Source organism: Pseudomonas macauensis (assembly GCF_047902425.1).
GTDB lineage: Bacteria > Pseudomonadota > Gammaproteobacteria > Pseudomonadales > Pseudomonadaceae > Pseudomonas.
The window spans coordinates 5,988,069-6,004,384 of record NZ_CP138377.1; the positions used below are offsets into that span (position 1 = coordinate 5,988,069).

Genomic DNA, 16,316 nt, shown 5'->3' on the forward strand with positions numbered 1-16,316 from the left:
GTATGAGCAAATCCCAGGCACTGAGCGAATCGTCCGATGCACCGGCCCTGCATGCCTGGCATGCGGGGCTGGCGCGCGCCATGGGCAGCGTGGGCGACGTGGCCTTCGTCGAGCGACTGGCCGAGGCGCTGGACTGCCTGGTGCCGGTGGAGTCGATGATGCTCGGCCTGGAGCAGCGCGGCCAGCCGCCGCAGCCGCTGTACCAGCGCGGCATCGCCCCGGCGCACCACGAGGCGCTGATCGATCGCTACTACGCGCGCGGCTACCTGCTCGATCCCTTCTGCCTGGCCATGGAAGACGGCCTCACCGAAGGCTTCTACCCACTGGCGGACATCGCCCCGGACGACTTCTTCGCCAGCGAGTACTACAAGACCTACTACCTGCGCTGCGGCTGCACCGAGGACTGCCACTTCATCGTCGACCTGGGCGAGGCACGCAAGGTTTCCCTGTGCCTGTACCAGGGCAACAGCGGCGCGCGCTTCACCGAAACCCAACTGGACCTGCTGGCCGGCGCCCTGCCACTGGTGCGCGAGCTGATCCGCCAGTTCGAGCGCAACGGCGGCCTCGACCTGCTGCTCGCCGGGCACGGTGCAGCCAGTACACAAGCGGCGCAGGCACCGCTGAACCGGCACATCCGCACCGCCTTCATGAATTTCGGCGCGGACCTCCTGACCGAGCGCGAACGGGAAATCGCCCACCTGCTGCTGCGCGGCCATTCGGTGAAGTCCAGCGCACGGGTGCTCGACATCTCCCCGGAAACGGTGCGCATGCACCGCAAGCACCTCTACACAAAGCTTGAGATCAACTCCCAGGCGGAGCTGTTCTCGCTGTTCATCGACTGGCTCACCGGCGGCGTCAGCGCGGCCTGAGGCAGCGGCTGGCGTAGGGCGTACAACCGTTCGCGGTTGTACGCCGTTTCACCGGGCCATCATCCACTTCACGGTCATGCTCGAAGCGCCCTGGAACCGCACTTCGGGTTCGAACGCGGAGTGGTCGGATACCAAGGCCAAACGGCGTATAACGCGGAGCGTCATACGCCCTACACCAGGGTTGGCGGCGTGGACATCGAGAACACATCGAACTCAGCCGATGCGGCGTCCGGCTCCAAAATCTGCCAACCTATTGTCTTTCCCGCTGTCTGATCCGTGCCCAAACCACCCGGAGAGCTCCCGATGCGCCGCTGGCTACCCGCCCTGCTACTGGCCACCACCCTGCCGTTGCACGCCGCCGAAACCAAGCCCACCTACGGCCCGGAGCTGGAGCGCTTCCAGTACGCCTTCCCGGTCGGTCACTACAGCTTTGCCTCCCAGGGCCATCACATGCACATGGCCTACATCGACGTGAAGCCCAAGAAGCAGCCCAACGGCCGCACCGTGGTGCTGCTGCACGGCAAGAACTTCTGCGCCGGCACCTGGGAATCCACCATCGCCGCGCTGAGCGACGCCGGTTACCGGGTGGTGGCGCCGGACCAGATCGGCTTCTGCAAATCCACCAAGCCCGAGCGCTACCAGTACAGCTTCCAGCAGTTGGCGACCAATACCCACGCCCTGCTGGAGCACCTGAAGATCGGCAAGGTCACCCTGCTGGGCCACTCCACCGGCGGCATGCTCGCCACCCGCTATGCGCTGATGTACCCGCAGCAGGTGGAGCAACTGGCGATGGTCAACCCCATCGGCCTGGAAGACTGGAAGGCCCTCGGCGTGCCCTACCGCACCCCGGACCAGTGGTACGAGCGCGAGCTGAAGACCAGCGCCGAGGGCATCCGCCAGTACGAGCAGGCGACCTACTACGCCGGCCAGTGGAAGCCGGAGTACGACAAGTGGGTGAACATGCTCGCCGGCCTGTTCAACGGCGCCGGGCACGAACGCGTGGCGTGGAACTCGGCGCTGCTCTACGACATGATCTTCACCCAGCCGGTGGTCTACGAGTTCGGCCAGTTGAAGATGCCGACCCTGCTGCTGATCGGCACCCGGGACAACACCGCCATCGGCAAGGACCTCGCGCCGGCCGAGCTGAAAGCCAGGCTGGGCAACTACGCCGAGCTGGGCAAGCAGACCGCCAAGGCGATCCCCAACGCCACGCTGGTGGAGTTCGACGACCTCGGCCATGCGCCGCAGATCCAGGACCCGAAGCGCTTCCACGAAGCGCTGCTCAAGGGGCTGGCCGACCTCAAGCATTGAGGCCGGCCGTTCGCCGCACGAGGGCAGCTCGCGGTTCCTGGAAACATCGGCGCTGAGGGTTTCCCCTCAGCCCAGCCCTGGCTGCGCGCCCCGCTTCAAAGGGAGAGGGAGCTATCCCTGCCGGCTGACGCGTCGGTTTCAGCTGGCACTGAACCAGTCCCCTCTCCCTTCAGGGAGAGGGTTAGGGAGAGGGAAATCCCCGGTACCGAGTCACAGAAGAAGACAGTTGCTCCTACAAAAGCCCGCGACATTGGGCTCCGGCACAAGCGCACACCACCAATAAAAACGCCGGCTCCCCTCGCGGCGAGCCGGCGTCGAGTGCCCCGAGCCCCGTCAGCCCAGGTTCTTGCCCAGCAGCGCGTGGTACAGCTCGCTGTCGCCGAGCACGCCCACTACGCGGTTCTGTTCCTGCAGCACCAGCTTGTGGCCGGTCTGGTAGCGGATCTGCAGCGCGTCGCGCATGCGGATGTTGACGTCCACCAGGGTGGGCTCGTGCTTGAGCTTCTCCACCGCATCGCCCGGCTGCCAGCGCTGCAGGTCGATGATGTTGCTGCCCTGGCGAGCGGCCTTGACCTGGTTGGTCTCGGTCAGGCCGATCCAGCAGTCGCGGCCCTGATCGAAGCACACCTCGTCGGCCTGGCGGCGGCACTGGTCCAGGCCACGCATCAGGCTGGACCCGCACAGCACGTTGAGCGGGTTGGTGTGAGCGACGAAGGTGCGCACGTAGTCGTCCGCCGGGCTGAGCACGATTTCCTCGGGCTTGCCGTGCTGGATGATGCGGCCATCCTTCATGATGGCGATGCGCGTGCCGATCTTCAGCGCCTCGTCCAGGTCGTGGCTGACGAAGACGATGGTCTTGTGCAGCTGGCGTTGCAGCACCAGCAGTTCATCCTGCAGCTGCTGGCGGATCAGCGGGTCCAGCGCGGAGAAGGGTTCGTCCATCAGCAGGATGTCGCCATCCATCGCCAGCGCACGGGCCAGGCCCACGCGCTGCTGCATGCCGCCGGAGAGCGAGTCCGGACGCTTGTCGCGCCATTGCGACAGGCCGACCAGTTCCAGCTTCTCGTCGATCACCTTCTTCCGCTCGTTGGCCGGGCGGCCCTGCATCTCCAGGCCGAAGCCGATGTTCTCGGCCACGGTCAGCCAGGGCATCAGAGCGAACTTCTGGAACACCATGGCGATGCGCTTGGTGCGCATGGTCTTGAGCGTTGCCGGCGAGCAGTTGGCAATATCCACCTGCTGGCCTTCGTGCTCGATCAGCAGCTTGCCGCGGCTGACCCGGTTTAGGCCGTTGATGCAGCGCAACAGGCTGGACTTGCCCGAGCCGGAGAGGCCCATCATCACGCAGATTTCGCCGCGGTTGACGTCGAGGTTGGCGTCCTCCACCCCCAGGACCTGCCCGGTGCGCTTGAGGATTTCCTCGCGGCCCATGCCCTGGTCGAGCAGCTTGATGGCTTCCTTGGTGTGGGTGCCGAAAATCACATCCACATGTTCGAATCGAATCGCCGACATAGTGCTTACCTCCCCCGCAGCGAACGTTGCTTGCACACCCGGTCGAGCAGGATGGCGAGCAGGACGATGGCCAGACCGGCCTCGAAGCCGAGGGAAATGTCCGCCGTGTTGAGCGCGTTGACCACGGGTTTACCCAGGCCGTCGGCACCCACCAGCGCGGCGATAACCACCATCGACAGCGACAACATGATGCATTGCGTGATCCCGGCGCCGATGCTGGGCATGGCGTGGGGCAGTTCGATACGGGTCAGCAGCTGCCAGCGCGAGCAACCGAAGGCCTTGCCGGCGTCCATCAGCTCCGCCGGCACGTCCTGGATACCCAGGCAGGTCAGGCGGATGGGCGCAGCGATGGCGAAGATCACAGTGGAAATCAGGCCCGGCACCACACCCAGGCCGAACAGGGTCAGGGTCGGGATCAGGTACACGAACGTGGGTACCGTCTGCATCAGGTCCAGCAAGGGCCGCAGGGCGGTGTAGAACCAGGGCTTGTGCGCCGCCAGGATGCCCAGCGGCACCCCGATGGCGATACACACGACCGTGGCGAAGATCACCTGCGCCAGGGTCTCCATGGTCTCCTGCCAGTACCCCAGGTTGAGGATCAGCAGCAGCGAGGCCAGCGCGAACGCCGCCAGCCCCCAGCTGCGCTGGATGTAGAACACCAGGATGACCATTAGCGCGATCAGGGCCAGCGGGTTGAACCAGAGCAGGCTGTTGGTGACAGCGTGAATCAGGAACTCAAGGGTGTCGGAAATCTTGTCGAAAAACGCGGCGCCATGCTGGGTGAGCCAATCGACGAAGGCGGCGATGTGTTCGCCCAGCGGGAGCTTGTGGTCAGTCAGAAACATAATGCGGGCCCATCAGAAGCTTGAGGAATCGGCCAACGGCAATTACTTCGGCACTTACTTCGCGAATGCCACCTTGGCTGCCGCCAAGGCCGGTTTGCCGTCACGGGTGGTCACGCCGGCGAGCCAGGCGTCGAGCAGTTCCGGATGGTCCTTCAACCAGGCTTTTGCCGCCTCTTCGGGCTTCTTGCCCCCGTTGAGCACGGCGTCCATGAGTTTGTTTTCCATCTCCAGGGTGAAGGTCAGGTTGGTCAGCAGCTTGCCGACGTTCGGGCACTCCTGGACATAACCCTTGCGGACGTTGGTGTAGATGGTCGCGCCGCCGTAGTTGGGACCGAACACGTCATCGCCGCCTTCGAGGTACTTCATCTTGAAGCGGGTGTTCATCGGATGCGGTTCCCAGCCCAGGAACACGATCCACTGGTTGCGGCGGTCGGCGCGTCCGACCTGCGAGAGCATGCCGGCCTCGCTGGACTCCACCAGCTTGAATTTGCCCAGGTTGAACTGGTTCTTGTCGAGCATGCCCTGGACCAGACGGTTGCCGTCGTTGCCCGGCTCGATGCCGTAGATCTTGCTGTCCAGCTTGTCGGCGAACTTGGAAATGTCGGCGAAGGACTTCAGGCCGCCGTCATAGGCCGCCTGGGTGACCGCCAGGGTGTACTTGGCGCCTTCGAGGTTGGCCCGCACGGTTTCCACGCTGCCGTTGTCGGCGTAGGGCTTGATGTCGTTGGCCATGCTCGGCATCCAGTTGCCGAGGAACACGTCCATGTCCTTGTTCGCCAGCGACTTGTAGGTCACCGGCACGGACAGCATGGTCACCTTGGTGGTGTAGCCAAGCGATTCGAGCACCTGGCGGGTGGTAGCCGTGGTCACGGTGATGTCGGTCCAGCCGACGTCGGAGAAGCGAACCGTGCCGCACGACTCAGGTTCAGCGGCCTGAACCGCCAGCGGCGCGCAAATGGACACAGCCAGCAGCAAAGACTTGCAACCTTTCATGGACGTACTCCTCTGCGGGGTGGGGCGCCGGCGCTTCCCGCAGTGGGCGCGGCGGACTCTTGTTTTATTGGTAGGGCCAGCGATTCAGGCCCTTTTCTTGTCATTTCGTAATCGATCATGGAACAGGAAAAATTCGCCGCATACCGGGTGCGTCGCAACCAGTGCAGGCGAAGTCGCATTCAGCACCAGGCATGTCGCATCCAATTCAAAGGCCCGGTCCAGGCGACCTGCGAGGGTCGTGATCAGTCCTTCGCGAGGGACTTCGAACCCTCTGCCGTACTGCCCGAAGCACTCGGTGCGACACCCTGCAGCCACATGTCCTGCACCTGCGGATTGGCCTTCAGCCAGCTCTTGGCGGCCTGCCGCGGATTGCGCCGCTCGTTGAGCACCGCATCCATCAGCTGGTTCTCCATCGCCAGGTCGAATTTCAGGTTCTTCAGCAGCCGCGCGACATTCGGGCACTCCTGAAGATAGCCTGCCCTGACGTTGGTGAAGACCGTGGCGCCGCCATAATTCGGCCCGAAGTAGGCATCGCCGCCGTCCAGGTACTTCATTTGAAGACGCGTATTCATCGGGTGAGGTTCCCAGCCGAGGAACACGATCGGCTGTTTCAGCGCCCCGGCGCGCTTCACGTAGGCCAGCATGTCCGCCTCGCTGGACTCCACCAGCTTGAAGTCGCCCAGGCCGAAGGCCTTCTCGTTGATCATCTTCTGGATCAGCTGGTTGCCGTCGTTGCCCGGCTCGATGCCGTAGATGCGCCCGCCCAGCTGCTCCTTGAACTTCGCGATGTCGGCGAAGCTCTTCAGCCCCGCCTCATAGGCGTACTGCGGCACCGCCAGGGTGTACTTGGCACCTTCGAGGTTGGCCCGCACGGTTTCCACCGTGCCCTTGTCGGCGTAAGGCTTGATGTCGCCCGCCATGCTCGGCATCCAGTTGCCGAGGAACACGTCGATCTTCTTCTCCGCCAGCGCCTTGTAGGTCTCGGGCACCGACAGGCGCACCACCTGGGTGCGGTAGCCCTGGTGGGCGAGCACCAGGCGGGTAACCGCCGTGGTGACGGTGATATCGGTCCAGCCCACGTCGGCGAAACGCACGACGGCACAGGATTCCGGCTCGGCAGAGCGGGCAACGCCCGGCAGTACCACGGATAACGCCAACAGCGACGACACAAGACTCTTCATGAGACCAGCCTCTGACTGCGGAGAAGGGGGCGCGCACGGTCCGATACCGTTCGTCGGGATCGGATCATGGGGCAAGGTGGATTCCCGCGCCTATCGACCAATCGACGTCCGGCCCCAGGATGTCGCGTCCAGGCATGACCTCGTCGTCGGCGGAACACCAGCGCCGGCGTTACCGTCGCCGCGCCTTGCGGCGAAGCGCTCACGGCGCTTTTGGATATGGCCGGGTCGGTGCCGGAAGGGGCTGCGCCAGCGCTTGGGTCGATGATGGCGGCGCAACGCGGGTACAAGGACGTGCCCCCGCCCCCACCCTCGCAGGATGCGCAGCCCGCTCGGAGTTCGGCATGGCAATCAGTGTGTTCGACCTGTTCAAGATCGGTATCGGCCCTTCCAGCTCGCATACCGTCGGCCCCATGCGCGCCGCCGCGCTGTTCGTCGGCGCCCTGGGCGAACGCCAGCTGCTCGAACGCACCCGCCGCGTGGAAGTCCGCCTGTACGGCTCGCTGTCGGCCACCGGCGTCGGCCACGGCACCGACCGTGCGACGATCATGGGCCTGATGGGCGAATGGCCCGACCGCATCGACCCACAGCAGATCGAGCCGCGCATGGCCGCGCTTCGGGAGAGCGGCGAACTGCTGCTGGCCGGCACCCATGCCGTGCCCTTCGACTGGGTGCGCGACATGCGCCTGCTCGACGAGAACCTGCCCTACCACCCCAACGCCATGCGCCTGACCGCGTTCGACAACGACGGCGAGCTGCACAGCGATACCTATTACTCCATCGGCGGCGGCTTCGTCGTCGACGAAGAGCAGGCCGCCTCCGGCAGCCTCGACACCGACAACACCGTCCTGCCCTACGACTTCTCCAGCGCCGCCGAACTGCTCACCCTGTGCCGCCGGCACAACCTGCGCGTGTCCGAGCTGATGATGGCCAACGAGCGCATGTGGCGCAGCGAAACCGACATCCGCGAAGGCCTGAAGGTCATCTGGCAGGCCATGCGCGACTGCGTGCACAACGGCCTCAACCACGAAGGCATCCTCCCCGGCGGGCTCAACGTACAGCGCCGCGCCAAGCGCCTGCACCGCAACCTGCTGGAAATCGGCAAGCCCAACGTCATCGGCTCGACCTTGAGCGCCATGGAATGGGTCAACCTCTTCGCCCTGGCGGTGAACGAGGAAAACGCCGCCGGCGGACGCATGGTCACCGCGCCCACCAACGGCGCGGCGGGGATCATCCCGGCGGTGCTGCACTACTATATGCGCTTCAACCCCGACGCCAGCGACAACGACATCACCGACTACTTCCTGGCCGCCGCCGCCGTCGGCATCCTGTGCAAGAAGAACGCCTCCATCTCCGGCGCCGAGGTCGGCTGCCAGGGTGAAGTGGGCTCGGCCTGCGCCATGGCCGCGGCGGGCCTCGCCGAAGTCCTCGGCGCCAGCCCCGAGCAGGTCGAGAACGCCGCCGAGATCGGCCTGGAACACAACCTCGGCCTGACCTGCGACCCGGTCGGCGGCCTGGTCCAGGTGCCCTGCATCGAGCGCAACGCCATCGCCGCGGTGAAGGCCATCAACGCCGCGCAAATGGCCCTGCGCGGTGACGGCCAACACTTCATCAGCCTCGACCAGGTGATCCGCACCATGCGCGATACCGGCGCCGACATGCACGACAAGTACAAGGAAACCTCGCGCGGCGGCCTGGCCGTCAGCAGCATCGAGTGCTGAGCCCAAAATCGACCACCCGGTCGTAAAAACGCCACATTCTGGCGCACCGGTACGCTCGTCCCGACCCACCCACGAGCGTTACCGTTTGGCGCAACGCACCGCCGGCAGCGTGACCGGCGAGTGCTACCGAAATCCCCAGCCCCCGCCCCATGCGTATTTGCGACCTGCAGCGCGTCGCAATCCGACCTGTCAAAAACGGCATATCCATGCCGTTTTCTTTTTTTATTGAACGCTCAATCAATGTAGGCATGGCATTTGCCTTGCTATACACAGAGGAACAGCCACGGGACCGCCGCAGGGCCGATTTCCCGAGCAGAAAACAAGCATAAGAAACGCCTCCCAAGAGGCGACTGTGACTAGCGTGAGGTGACTGAATGAACGCGTTCAACCCCGGAGTTCCCCCGCAAAACCGAGCTCCGCAGTCCATCGGCTTCCTGCTGTTGGACAACTTCACCCTGATCTCCCTGGCCTCGGCGGTGGAACCGCTACGCATGGCCAACCAGCTCTCCGGTCGCGAACTCTACCGCTGGCACACCCTGAGCCTCGACGGCCGCCAGGTCTGGGCCAGCGATGGCCTGCAGATCACCCCCGACGCCTCCTGCGACAGCGCCCCGCAGATGGACACCCTGATCGTGGTCGGCGGCGTCGGCATCCAGCGCAGCGTCACCCGCGAACATGTCACCTTCCTCCAGGCCCAGGCTCGCCACGGCCGCAAGCTGGGCGCCGTGTGCACCGGCAGCTGGGCCCTGGCCCGCGCCGGCCTGCTCGACGGCTACGACTGCAGCGTGCACTGGGAATGCCTGGCCGCCATGCAGGAAGCCTTCCCCCGCGTGGCCATGAGCACCCGCCTGTTCTCCATCGACCGCAACCGCTTCACCTCCTCCGGCGGCACCGCGCCGATGGACATGGTGCTGCACCTGATTGGCCGCGAGCATGGCCGCGAACTCTCCGCCGCCATCTCCGAGATGTTCATCTACGAACGCATCCGCAACGAACAGGACCACCAGCGCGTGCCGCTCAAGCACATGCTCGGCACCAACCAGCCGAAGCTGCAGGAAATCGTCGCGCTGATGGAAGCCAACCTCGAAGAGCCCATCGACCTCGACGAACTGGCCGTCTACGTCAACGTCTCGCGCCGCCAGCTCGAGCGCCTGTTCCAGAAGTACCTGCACTGCTCGCCGTCGCGCTACTACCTGAAGCTGCGCCTGATCCGCGCACGCCAGCTGCTCAAGCAGACTTCCATGTCGATCATCGAAGTCGCCTCGGTCTGCGGCTTCGTCTCCACCCCGCACTTCTCCAAGTGCTACCGCGAATACTTCGGCATTCCCCCGCGCGACGAACGCCAGGGCCAGCCCATCGGCCAACCGGTCATGGTCATGCCCATCCCCCAGGACCTGGCCCTCATGCCCAACTCCTCGGCGATTTCGGCGCTCAGCCAGGCCCAGGGCGAATCCACCTTCGCCAGCGTGCGCGTGCTCTGACAGCCGGCGGTCCCCAAGGCCCAACCCCCTGAGCCGAACGCCCCCTCTCCCTTCAGGGAGAGGGCTGGGGAGTGGGCCGCCCGGCGCGGAATTACCCCTTCGTAGGAGCGGACTCCGTCCGAGATCACCTCAGCCGCACACCGGCCGCTGATCGCGGATAAACCCGCTCCTGCGAAAGGCGGCTACCGCCTCTCCAGCTCCATCAACCGCGCCGCATCGACAACCCGCATCCACAGCCGCCCCTGCCAATCCAGCACCGCCACCTGCTGCCCATGCATCTGCCGGAACTGATGGCGCGGCAACAACGCATTGTGCTGCTCCAACTCGCGCAACACCGGCACCACCTCGTTGCTCAACCACTGCCGCAAGCTGCGGTTCTCCGGGTGGTAGAAGTGCAGCATCAGCAGCGCATACACACCGCTCTCGCTCACCAGCAGCTCATCCTCCTCCGTGCCCGCCAGACGCTCCCAGCGCGACTGGTCCGGGTCCAGCTTCTGCGCCACGCGTGGGCCCAGGTGGCTGGCCGTGAGCTTCGCCAGATCGCGCAGGACGAACCACGCCTGCTGATCGAGCAGCAGGCCGCGCAGGCGTCGACTGTGACGATGGAAGTAGTGAGGTCTCAGGCCATCACCGGTCGGGAAGTACGTCGAAGTATGCATGCTGTAGCTCCTTGCTCATGACAGGAAGCCGCCGCCCGAAACATCCGAAAGGGAGGCGGACCGTGCAAGGGTGGAAAACCGGCAACCGAGAACAACCGTGAGAACCGGCCGGACCTAAGTCCGCCTCACACGGTCCGCCATAGATAGCCAGAGGCGACCTGCCCTATGGGCCGGTCGATCTCTGCTATGGCGCTTCTCGGTATATGCAGGTTTCCACACCTGACCACGCCGAAACGTGGTGCCAGGAACGCTACGCAGAGGGTTTGTAAGATCGCAACGCCGGGGCAGTGTAGGGCGTTTCCCGGATCATCCAAGGCAACGAACCGAGAGCGGGAAAGATTTACCGCGGCAGGAGAACCCCGTCTCAGGCATCCAGCGGCAGACTGAGCTGCCACGACACCCCGAACCTGTCGCTCACCCAGCCAAAGCGCCGACTGAAGCCGTAGTCCTCCAACGGCATATAGACCCGCCCACCTTCCGCCAGCACGTCGAAGATCCGATCCAGCACATCCTGCGAGTCGAACTCCACGAAAATCGAACTGGACGGCGTGAAGTCGAAGTCATGCTTCACTGGGCTGTCCGAGCACATGAATTCCTGCCCGCAGACCACGAAGCGCGCCACCTTGATCGTCCCCTCCGGCCCCGGATCACCGGCGGTGTAACGCTCCACGTGCAGCACGCGGGAATCGGGGAAGGTGGCAAGGTACAAATCCAGCGCCGGCTGCGCGGCACCGCCCTGGAACATGAGGAAGGGGGTGGCTTGGGTCATGACGGCTCTCCTTCGGTTGAAGAGGGCAGTCTAGGTCACCCGCGATTGGCGCAGAAAGACGTGATGAGCGGGGGTGGAAACAGCCAGGATGGGTACCCGGTAGGCCGTTTCCGAGACGATGCGTTTGCCATCGGTCCACTACTTCAGAGGCGCCTTCATGAGCTGCAGTCTCTCGACAATCCCCTGACTGGCGCCAGGTCCGGCCGCCAGATCGCATTCATCCCAAGGCACCACCCTGCCGTCCACTTCATCGACCATCATGGGACGCAGCGGCCTTCCTGAAGTCCTGTCCACAACCTGTACGGCGACCTCATCCGCGACGAAGTGCTGATTGCCCCAAGCGATCAGTGCATAAAGCACGACCTGCAGATCCCTCCCTTTCCCGGTCGGGATGTACTCGTGTCGGAGCGGTTTGACGCAGTAGGCGCGGCGCTCCAGCAGCCCAGCCTCCACGAGCGCGTTGAGCCTGCGGGTCAGCATGTTGGGGGCGATGTTCAGGCTTCTGGAGAACTCGTCGAACCGGGACACCCCCTGCAGCGCGTCGCGCATGATCAGCAGGCTCCACCATTCGCCAACCTGCTCCAGGCTGAGGGCGATCGGGCATAGGGAGTCGGAGAGGGTCTTACGCTGCATAGGCATCGCTCATGGTTGTCCGGAAAAAATCCGCTCCGGATGTGACTTTCATTATGATAGTAACTTCCTTTACCCAGGTATTTAACCGCAAAGGAGCGAAGCCTTCATGAGAAAGCGTGTCGTCGTTACCGGAATGGGGGCGGTTACACCGCTCGGTCGGGGTGTTGAGCTCGTATGGCAGCGGCTGCTGGCGGGTGCCTCGGGCATTCGTGCGCTGCCAGAGGAGCTGATTGGCGATCTGGCCGTGCGCATCGGCGGTCAGGTCCCTGGGCTTGAGACAGATCCTCTGGGCGGGTTTGACCCTGACAGCGTTCTTTCCCAGAAGGAGCAGCGCAAGGTCGATCGCTTCATCCTGTTTGCACTGGCCGCGGCAGAAGACGCCCTGACACAAGCCCAATGGGCGCCGACCTCCACCATCGAGCAGGAGCGCACCGCCACGATCATCGCCTCGGGCATCGGTGGCTTCCCGGCCATTGCGGATGCGGTGCGTACCACGGACAGCAAAGGCCCACGTCGTCTCTCGCCGTTCACCATACCGTCCTTCCTCTGCAACCTCGCCGCCGGCCAGGTCTCCATCCGCCACCACCTGAAAGGTCCGCTCGGGGCGCCGGTCACTGCCTGTGCCGCCGGCGTACAGGCCATTGGTGACGCGGCTCGCATGATCAGGTCCGGCGAAGTGGACATCGCACTGTGTGGGGGCGCAGAAGCCGCCATTCACAGAGTCAGCCTCGCGGGTTTTGCTGCCGCGCGAACCTTGGCGAGCACTTTCAATGATGCCCCCGAAAAAGCCTCTCGCCCCTTCGATAGCGCGCGGGACGGCTTCGTCATGAGCGAGGGCGCGGGCCTTCTGGTGATCGAAGAGCTCGAACACGCCCTGGCACGCGGAGCCAAGCCCATTGCAGAACTGATCGGCTATGGAACCAGCGCCGACGCCTACCACATCACCTCGGGGCCGGAAGATGGAGACGGGGCCCAACGGGCCATGCGCCAGGCACTGCAACAAGGCGGCGTCGCGCCGGACCAGGTCGGCCACCTGAACGCACATGCCACGTCGACGCCTGTTGGCGATAACGCCGAGCTGGCGGCGATAAAGGCCGTCTTCGGAGAGACGTCGCCCATCATCAGCGCCACCAAATCCTCGACGGGCCACCTGCTCGGCGCGGCGGGAGGGATCGAGGCCATCTTCACCGTGCTGGCCCTGCGGGACCAGGTAGCGCCACCGACACTGAATCTGGAGAACGCCGATCCCTCCTCCGCGGGCTTGAACATCGCCCGCACCAGCACAGCGCTGGCGACCGAATACGCACTGTCGAATGGATTTGGATTCGGCGGTGTAAACGCCAGCGTTCTGTTCAGGAAATGGCAGGGTGAGTAAAGGTCGTTAGCTGGCAGGTGGACGGTGGGGAAGGGAGTTTCGGCGGCTCGTCCGTGGGCACTTCCCCACCTCCGGCAGGGAAATTGATTGGGACGCTTGGATGGGACAAATCACTCATACTTAAAGTCAATACTTATCTTCATGCTGCGCAGACAAAGCTCAACAATACAGCCGCTCCATGGCTTGCCCTCTACATAAAGTCCATTTGCCTCGAAGAAATCTCTAAGCCTGACAAAAAGATCTAGTAAATCACTATCTACCTTGGCACTACCTGGCAACAACCACTGCTTACCACCATCAGGTCTAACATAATCAAAAAGCAACTTACAATGATCTCCCTCGGGCGAAAGCTCGGCGTCGACCAGTATAGCCTCAGCATCATCAGGTGAGATCGCAACCAAAATCTCACCAATGTTTCGATAAATCTCGTCATCTACACTCATATTCCACCCGGAGCATTAACAAAGGTCTCTCTTATCGGGCGTTCCGATCCAATCTGGTAGGTCACAGTAAATTTCTCTGGTGAAAAGGTGGTGCGCGAAAAAAGGGGACAGATCTATTTTCTTTACTCTAATCCTGACCCGCCAGACCGTTTTAGAGTAGAAAAATAAATCTGTCCCCTTTTCGCTGCGGCTGGCCGAGTGCTGGAAAATTCAGGAAATCGAGGGCTTTAGGCAGAAAATGTCGGTCGAAAAACCGACAGGCGGGAGATGGCGAAACAGGATTTCGGCGATCCGTCCACGAAAAACCTCCCCGCCAACTGGCGGGGAAATCGGTTTGGACGCTTGGACAGGACAGGACAGGACAGGACAGGACAGGACAGGACACACTTTATTCTTCATTCATAAGTTTTCGATAGCCCTCAAAAATCCTAATACAATCAGAATTCCCATCTACCAGATTCTCGTAAAATACTGGAGAAACAGCCCACTCCTCAAATACTAGAGATACATTCATTACCCCACCCTTAGCTTCGAAAGAGCTAGAAAACCTCCAGAACTCAGAAACCCGAGAATCTACAACATCAAAGAACTCAATGGCATATGGTTTGGGATATTCATCATGCTCCTCGGGACAGACATATAACCAAGGGCAGCCATCCCAAAAAACAACGCCATAAACAACATACTCTCTCCCAGTGACCAGATCCAACTCCCCGTCTGGAAGAAAAATATATCGGCCTATACGCTCCCTGGAGACAGCATTGGAGATATCCCCTAAATTATTTATTTTGCAAATTACTTTCATATGGTTCTCCTGGCGGCACTGAGGGATCATTGCCCCACGGTCGCACATTATCAATACTGTGCTTCTTAAACTTGAAATCCATCAACTCCCCAGTCTCAGGATTCCTCACATAATGCACCACCGAATCATTACCATTGGCTGATTTTATCTTCAGCTCTATTTTTTCCATCCCTTTGAATCTTCGAGAAAAAAGGGGACAGATTTATTTTCTGTACTCTAATCCTGACTCACCAGCCCGTTTTAGAGTAGAAAAATAAATCTGTCCCCTTTTTTGCTTTTTTGCTTTTTTGCTCCAGACATAGCCTTAAAAAAACCACCCCGCCAACTGGCGGGGAAATTGGTTTGGACACTTGGACGGGACACAATGGTTATATTTATTAACCACAGTAAACCAATAAACATTTTCCATTGGACTTCTTCACAAAACTAATGGGCTTTCTTATTTCTCCATCATCAACAGATATTTCCACAATCAGATCTTGATCTTCAAAGGACTGCAACTCCCTAATTAGCTGCCTAATACTTTTACCTCTTTCAATCCATTCCGATTTTTTTCAGAGCCTCTCATATCAATCCCCGATGCGATTCAAATTAGTGTCATATGTTCCTGAGCGCGTTTTCCTACTACCAAGCGCCTCAACAGACTCGGCCATCTTCCATGCCCCACCGTTATGACGGGAAAAAGGGGACGGGAAAAAGGGAAAAAGGGGAAAAGGGGAAAAGGGGAAAGATTTATTTTCTTTACTCTAATACTGACTCGCCAAACCGCTTTAGAGTAGAAAAAATAAATCTGTCCCCTTTCTCGTCCCCTTTCTCGCTTTTTCGGGTGACTGGCACGACACGGTCGTAGCCATGCAGGAGGAAACGGGTACGCGCGGTTCAGTCAGTCAGGTGGGCTGCATTACTCATCCCGCGAACGAAAAGCGGGACGAGTGGGCTTTGGATCTTGACAACAGGCCGGCTAATGGGTGTCCCCTTTTCGGCTAATACACAGGAAGAATACCGAATCTATTACTTATAACAAATGATTCCAATCCATCACCAGAAGAGAATATCTTTAAATCAGCAGATTCAAATTTTAGCAGCAAGTTATTTCCACCAAATGATCCTGCATCCTTTACAACCATGTTTAGGACTACAAAAAGCAAATTACAGGTATTCAGTTCTTCTCCGTGCCCCAGAGTCGCGACCTCTCCATTATCAACCTCAAATGGACACTGGATAGTGATACTGACTTCATTATCAAAAACCAAAACAAAGGACCCTACCCCAACAACAACCCCCGTTAACCGGGCGCCTATAAACTCAAAAATATCTCTTTCTTCTATCATTTACTTATCTATTTGGTGGAACTGTATCAGGCGGCAAAGGTATATGGAGCAAAAAGGGGACAGATTTATTTTCTGCACTCTAATCCTGACTCGCCAGGCCATTTTAGAGTAGGAAAAATAAATCCGCCCCCTTTCCCGCTTCTTTTTCCATTACTGATCTTGGCCCTTTTGCACCACCATATAACCTGCAGATCTCATCTGTGCAAGCACTGTCGCATCAAAATCCTGATCTGACATGCCTCTAATCGATTTAGCACTCTTCCAATGCCATATAACCGGAAGGATTCTGCTATCTAAGCGGCTATACTCCTCCAAAAACATATCAGCTAAAGCATACTTATCTAAATCATGATCAGCCTCCAGCATCATATTCAACACGATGCTTGGCGAC

At 60.9% G+C, this 16,316-nt stretch carries 17 protein-coding genes; 5 read left to right on the top strand and 12 right to left on the bottom strand.

The window, feature by feature from the left end; genetic code table 11:
- The first annotated feature begins 2 nt into the window (after positions 1-2).
- Positions 3-869 carry a response regulator transcription factor gene (locus tag SD196_RS27310; RefSeq protein ID WP_416310901.1) on the top strand — a complete coding sequence of 289 codons (867 nt, stop codon included), beginning with the start codon at positions 3-5 and terminating at the stop codon, positions 867-869.
- Between the two features lie 303 nt (positions 870-1,172).
- The gene (locus SD196_RS27315) at positions 1,173-2,180 is read left to right on the top strand and encodes an alpha/beta fold hydrolase (protein ID WP_275609392.1); all 1,008 of its coding nucleotides are present in this window, start codon (positions 1,173-1,175) and stop codon (positions 2,178-2,180) included.
- A gap of 333 nt (positions 2,181-2,513) precedes the next feature.
- Here SD196_RS27315 and choV read toward each other — a convergent pair whose 3' ends face one another.
- The 4 genes from choV to SD196_RS27335 form a co-directional block, all read right to left on the bottom strand.
- Positions 2,514-3,692, bottom strand: coding sequence for a choline ABC transporter ATP-binding protein (choV, locus tag SD196_RS27320; RefSeq protein ID WP_275609393.1), 1,179 nt, complete (start codon positions 3,690-3,692; stop codon positions 2,514-2,516).
- A gap of 5 nt (positions 3,693-3,697) precedes the next feature.
- A complete protein-coding gene (choW, locus tag SD196_RS27325; protein WP_275609394.1) occupies positions 3,698-4,537 on the bottom strand; it encodes a choline ABC transporter permease subunit in 840 nt (279 codons plus the stop codon).
- Positions 4,538-4,591: 54 nt separating this feature from the next.
- On the bottom strand, positions 4,592-5,530 hold the full coding sequence (locus SD196_RS27330) for a choline ABC transporter substrate-binding protein (RefSeq protein WP_275609395.1): 939 nt from the start codon (positions 5,528-5,530) through the stop codon (positions 4,592-4,594).
- A gap of 242 nt (positions 5,531-5,772) precedes the next feature.
- Positions 5,773-6,711: a choline ABC transporter substrate-binding protein gene (locus tag SD196_RS27335; protein ID WP_275609396.1), complete on the bottom strand. Its 939-nt coding sequence runs from the start codon at positions 6,709-6,711 to the stop codon at positions 5,773-5,775.
- A gap of 341 nt (positions 6,712-7,052) precedes the next feature.
- Between SD196_RS27335 and SD196_RS27340 the strand changes: the two genes are divergently transcribed.
- Positions 7,053-8,429, top strand: a complete 1,377-nt coding sequence (locus tag SD196_RS27340) for an L-serine ammonia-lyase (protein ID WP_370600359.1) — start codon at positions 7,053-7,055, stop codon at positions 8,427-8,429.
- A 374-nt stretch (positions 8,430-8,803) separates the two neighbouring features.
- Positions 8,804-9,910 (top strand): GlxA family transcriptional regulator, encoded by a 1,107-nt coding sequence (locus tag SD196_RS27345; protein WP_152227726.1) that lies wholly within the window; start codon positions 8,804-8,806, stop codon positions 9,908-9,910.
- 182 nt (positions 9,911-10,092) lie between these two features.
- On the opposite strand, the gene SD196_RS27350 is transcribed toward SD196_RS27345, so the two are convergent.
- The 3 genes from SD196_RS27350 to SD196_RS27360 all read right to left on the bottom strand — a co-directional run bounded on the left by SD196_RS27350 (position 10,093) and on the right by SD196_RS27360 (position 11,971).
- A complete protein-coding gene (locus SD196_RS27350; protein WP_275609398.1) occupies positions 10,093-10,569 on the bottom strand; it encodes a Bro-N domain-containing protein in 477 nt (158 codons plus the stop codon).
- A gap of 364 nt (positions 10,570-10,933) precedes the next feature.
- Entirely contained in the window at positions 10,934-11,338 is a 405-nt protein-coding gene (locus tag SD196_RS27355; RefSeq protein WP_416310902.1) for a VOC family protein, read from the bottom strand.
- Between the two features lie 138 nt (positions 11,339-11,476).
- Positions 11,477-11,971 (bottom strand): winged helix-turn-helix transcriptional regulator, encoded by a 495-nt coding sequence (locus tag SD196_RS27360; RefSeq protein ID WP_416310903.1) that lies wholly within the window; start codon positions 11,969-11,971, stop codon positions 11,477-11,479.
- Positions 11,972-12,077: 106 nt separating this feature from the next.
- On the opposite strand from SD196_RS27360, the gene fabF reads away from it, so the two are divergent.
- Positions 12,078-13,346, top strand: coding sequence for a beta-ketoacyl-ACP synthase II (gene fabF, locus SD196_RS27365; protein WP_416310904.1), 1,269 nt, complete (start codon positions 12,078-12,080; stop codon positions 13,344-13,346).
- 110 nt (positions 13,347-13,456) lie between these two features.
- Here fabF and SD196_RS27370 read toward each other — a convergent pair whose 3' ends face one another.
- The 5 genes from SD196_RS27370 to SD196_RS27390 all read right to left on the bottom strand — a co-directional run bounded on the left by SD196_RS27370 (position 13,457) and on the right by SD196_RS27390 (position 16,300).
- Positions 13,457-13,789, bottom strand: coding sequence for a hypothetical protein (locus SD196_RS27370; protein ID WP_416310905.1), 333 nt, complete (start codon positions 13,787-13,789; stop codon positions 13,457-13,459).
- A gap of 388 nt (positions 13,790-14,177) precedes the next feature.
- Positions 14,178-14,594, bottom strand: a complete 417-nt coding sequence (locus SD196_RS27375) for a hypothetical protein (protein WP_370600361.1) — start codon at positions 14,592-14,594, stop codon at positions 14,178-14,180.
- Between the two features lie 569 nt (positions 14,595-15,163).
- The gene (locus SD196_RS27380) at positions 15,164-15,247 is read right to left on the bottom strand and encodes a toxin C-terminal domain-containing protein (protein ID WP_416311782.1); all 84 of its coding nucleotides are present in this window, start codon (positions 15,245-15,247) and stop codon (positions 15,164-15,166) included.
- 330 nt (positions 15,248-15,577) lie between these two features.
- Positions 15,578-15,925 carry a hypothetical protein gene (locus SD196_RS27385; protein ID WP_416310906.1) on the bottom strand — a complete coding sequence of 116 codons (348 nt, stop codon included), beginning with the start codon at positions 15,923-15,925 and terminating at the stop codon, positions 15,578-15,580.
- A 150-nt stretch (positions 15,926-16,075) separates the two neighbouring features.
- Positions 16,076-16,300, bottom strand: coding sequence for a hypothetical protein (locus SD196_RS27390; protein WP_416310907.1), 225 nt, complete (start codon positions 16,298-16,300; stop codon positions 16,076-16,078).
- Between the last annotated feature and the right edge of the window lie 16 nt (positions 16,301-16,316).

Bases quoted from the DNA above. Each gene is read 5' to 3' on its own strand.
- SD196_RS27310 (WP_416310901.1), top strand. From the start codon at position 3: ATGAGCAAATCCCAGGCACTGAGCGAATCGTCCGATGCACCGGCCCTG.
- SD196_RS27315 (WP_275609392.1), top strand. From the start codon at position 1,173: ATGCGCCGCTGGCTACCCGCCCTGCTACTGGCCACCACCCTGCCGTTG.
- choV (WP_275609393.1), bottom strand. From the start codon at position 3,692: ATGTCGGCGATTCGATTCGAACATGTGGATGTGATTTTCGGCACCCAC.
- choW (WP_275609394.1), bottom strand. From the start codon at position 4,537: ATGTTTCTGACTGACCACAAGCTCCCGCTGGGCGAACACATCGCCGCC.
- SD196_RS27330 (WP_275609395.1), bottom strand. From the start codon at position 5,530: ATGAAAGGTTGCAAGTCTTTGCTGCTGGCTGTGTCCATTTGCGCGCCG.
- SD196_RS27335 (WP_275609396.1), bottom strand. From the start codon at position 6,711: ATGAAGAGTCTTGTGTCGTCGCTGTTGGCGTTATCCGTGGTACTGCCG.
- SD196_RS27340 (WP_370600359.1), top strand. From the start codon at position 7,053: ATGGCAATCAGTGTGTTCGACCTGTTCAAGATCGGTATCGGCCCTTCC.
- SD196_RS27345 (WP_152227726.1), top strand. From the start codon at position 8,804: ATGAACGCGTTCAACCCCGGAGTTCCCCCGCAAAACCGAGCTCCGCAG.
- SD196_RS27350 (WP_275609398.1), bottom strand. From the start codon at position 10,569: ATGCATACTTCGACGTACTTCCCGACCGGTGATGGCCTGAGACCTCAC.
- SD196_RS27355 (WP_416310902.1), bottom strand. From the start codon at position 11,338: ATGACCCAAGCCACCCCCTTCCTCATGTTCCAGGGCGGTGCCGCGCAG.
- SD196_RS27360 (WP_416310903.1), bottom strand. From the start codon at position 11,971: ATGCAGCGTAAGACCCTCTCCGACTCCCTATGCCCGATCGCCCTCAGC.
- fabF (WP_416310904.1), top strand. From the start codon at position 12,078: ATGAGAAAGCGTGTCGTCGTTACCGGAATGGGGGCGGTTACACCGCTC.
- SD196_RS27370 (WP_416310905.1), bottom strand. From the start codon at position 13,789: ATGAGTGTAGATGACGAGATTTATCGAAACATTGGTGAGATTTTGGTT.
- SD196_RS27375 (WP_370600361.1), bottom strand. From the start codon at position 14,594: ATGAAAGTAATTTGCAAAATAAATAATTTAGGGGATATCTCCAATGCT.
- SD196_RS27380 (WP_416311782.1), bottom strand. From the start codon at position 15,247: ATGGCCGAGTCTGTTGAGGCGCTTGGTAGTAGGAAAACGCGCTCAGGA.
- SD196_RS27385 (WP_416310906.1), bottom strand. From the start codon at position 15,925: ATGATAGAAGAAAGAGATATTTTTGAGTTTATAGGCGCCCGGTTAACG.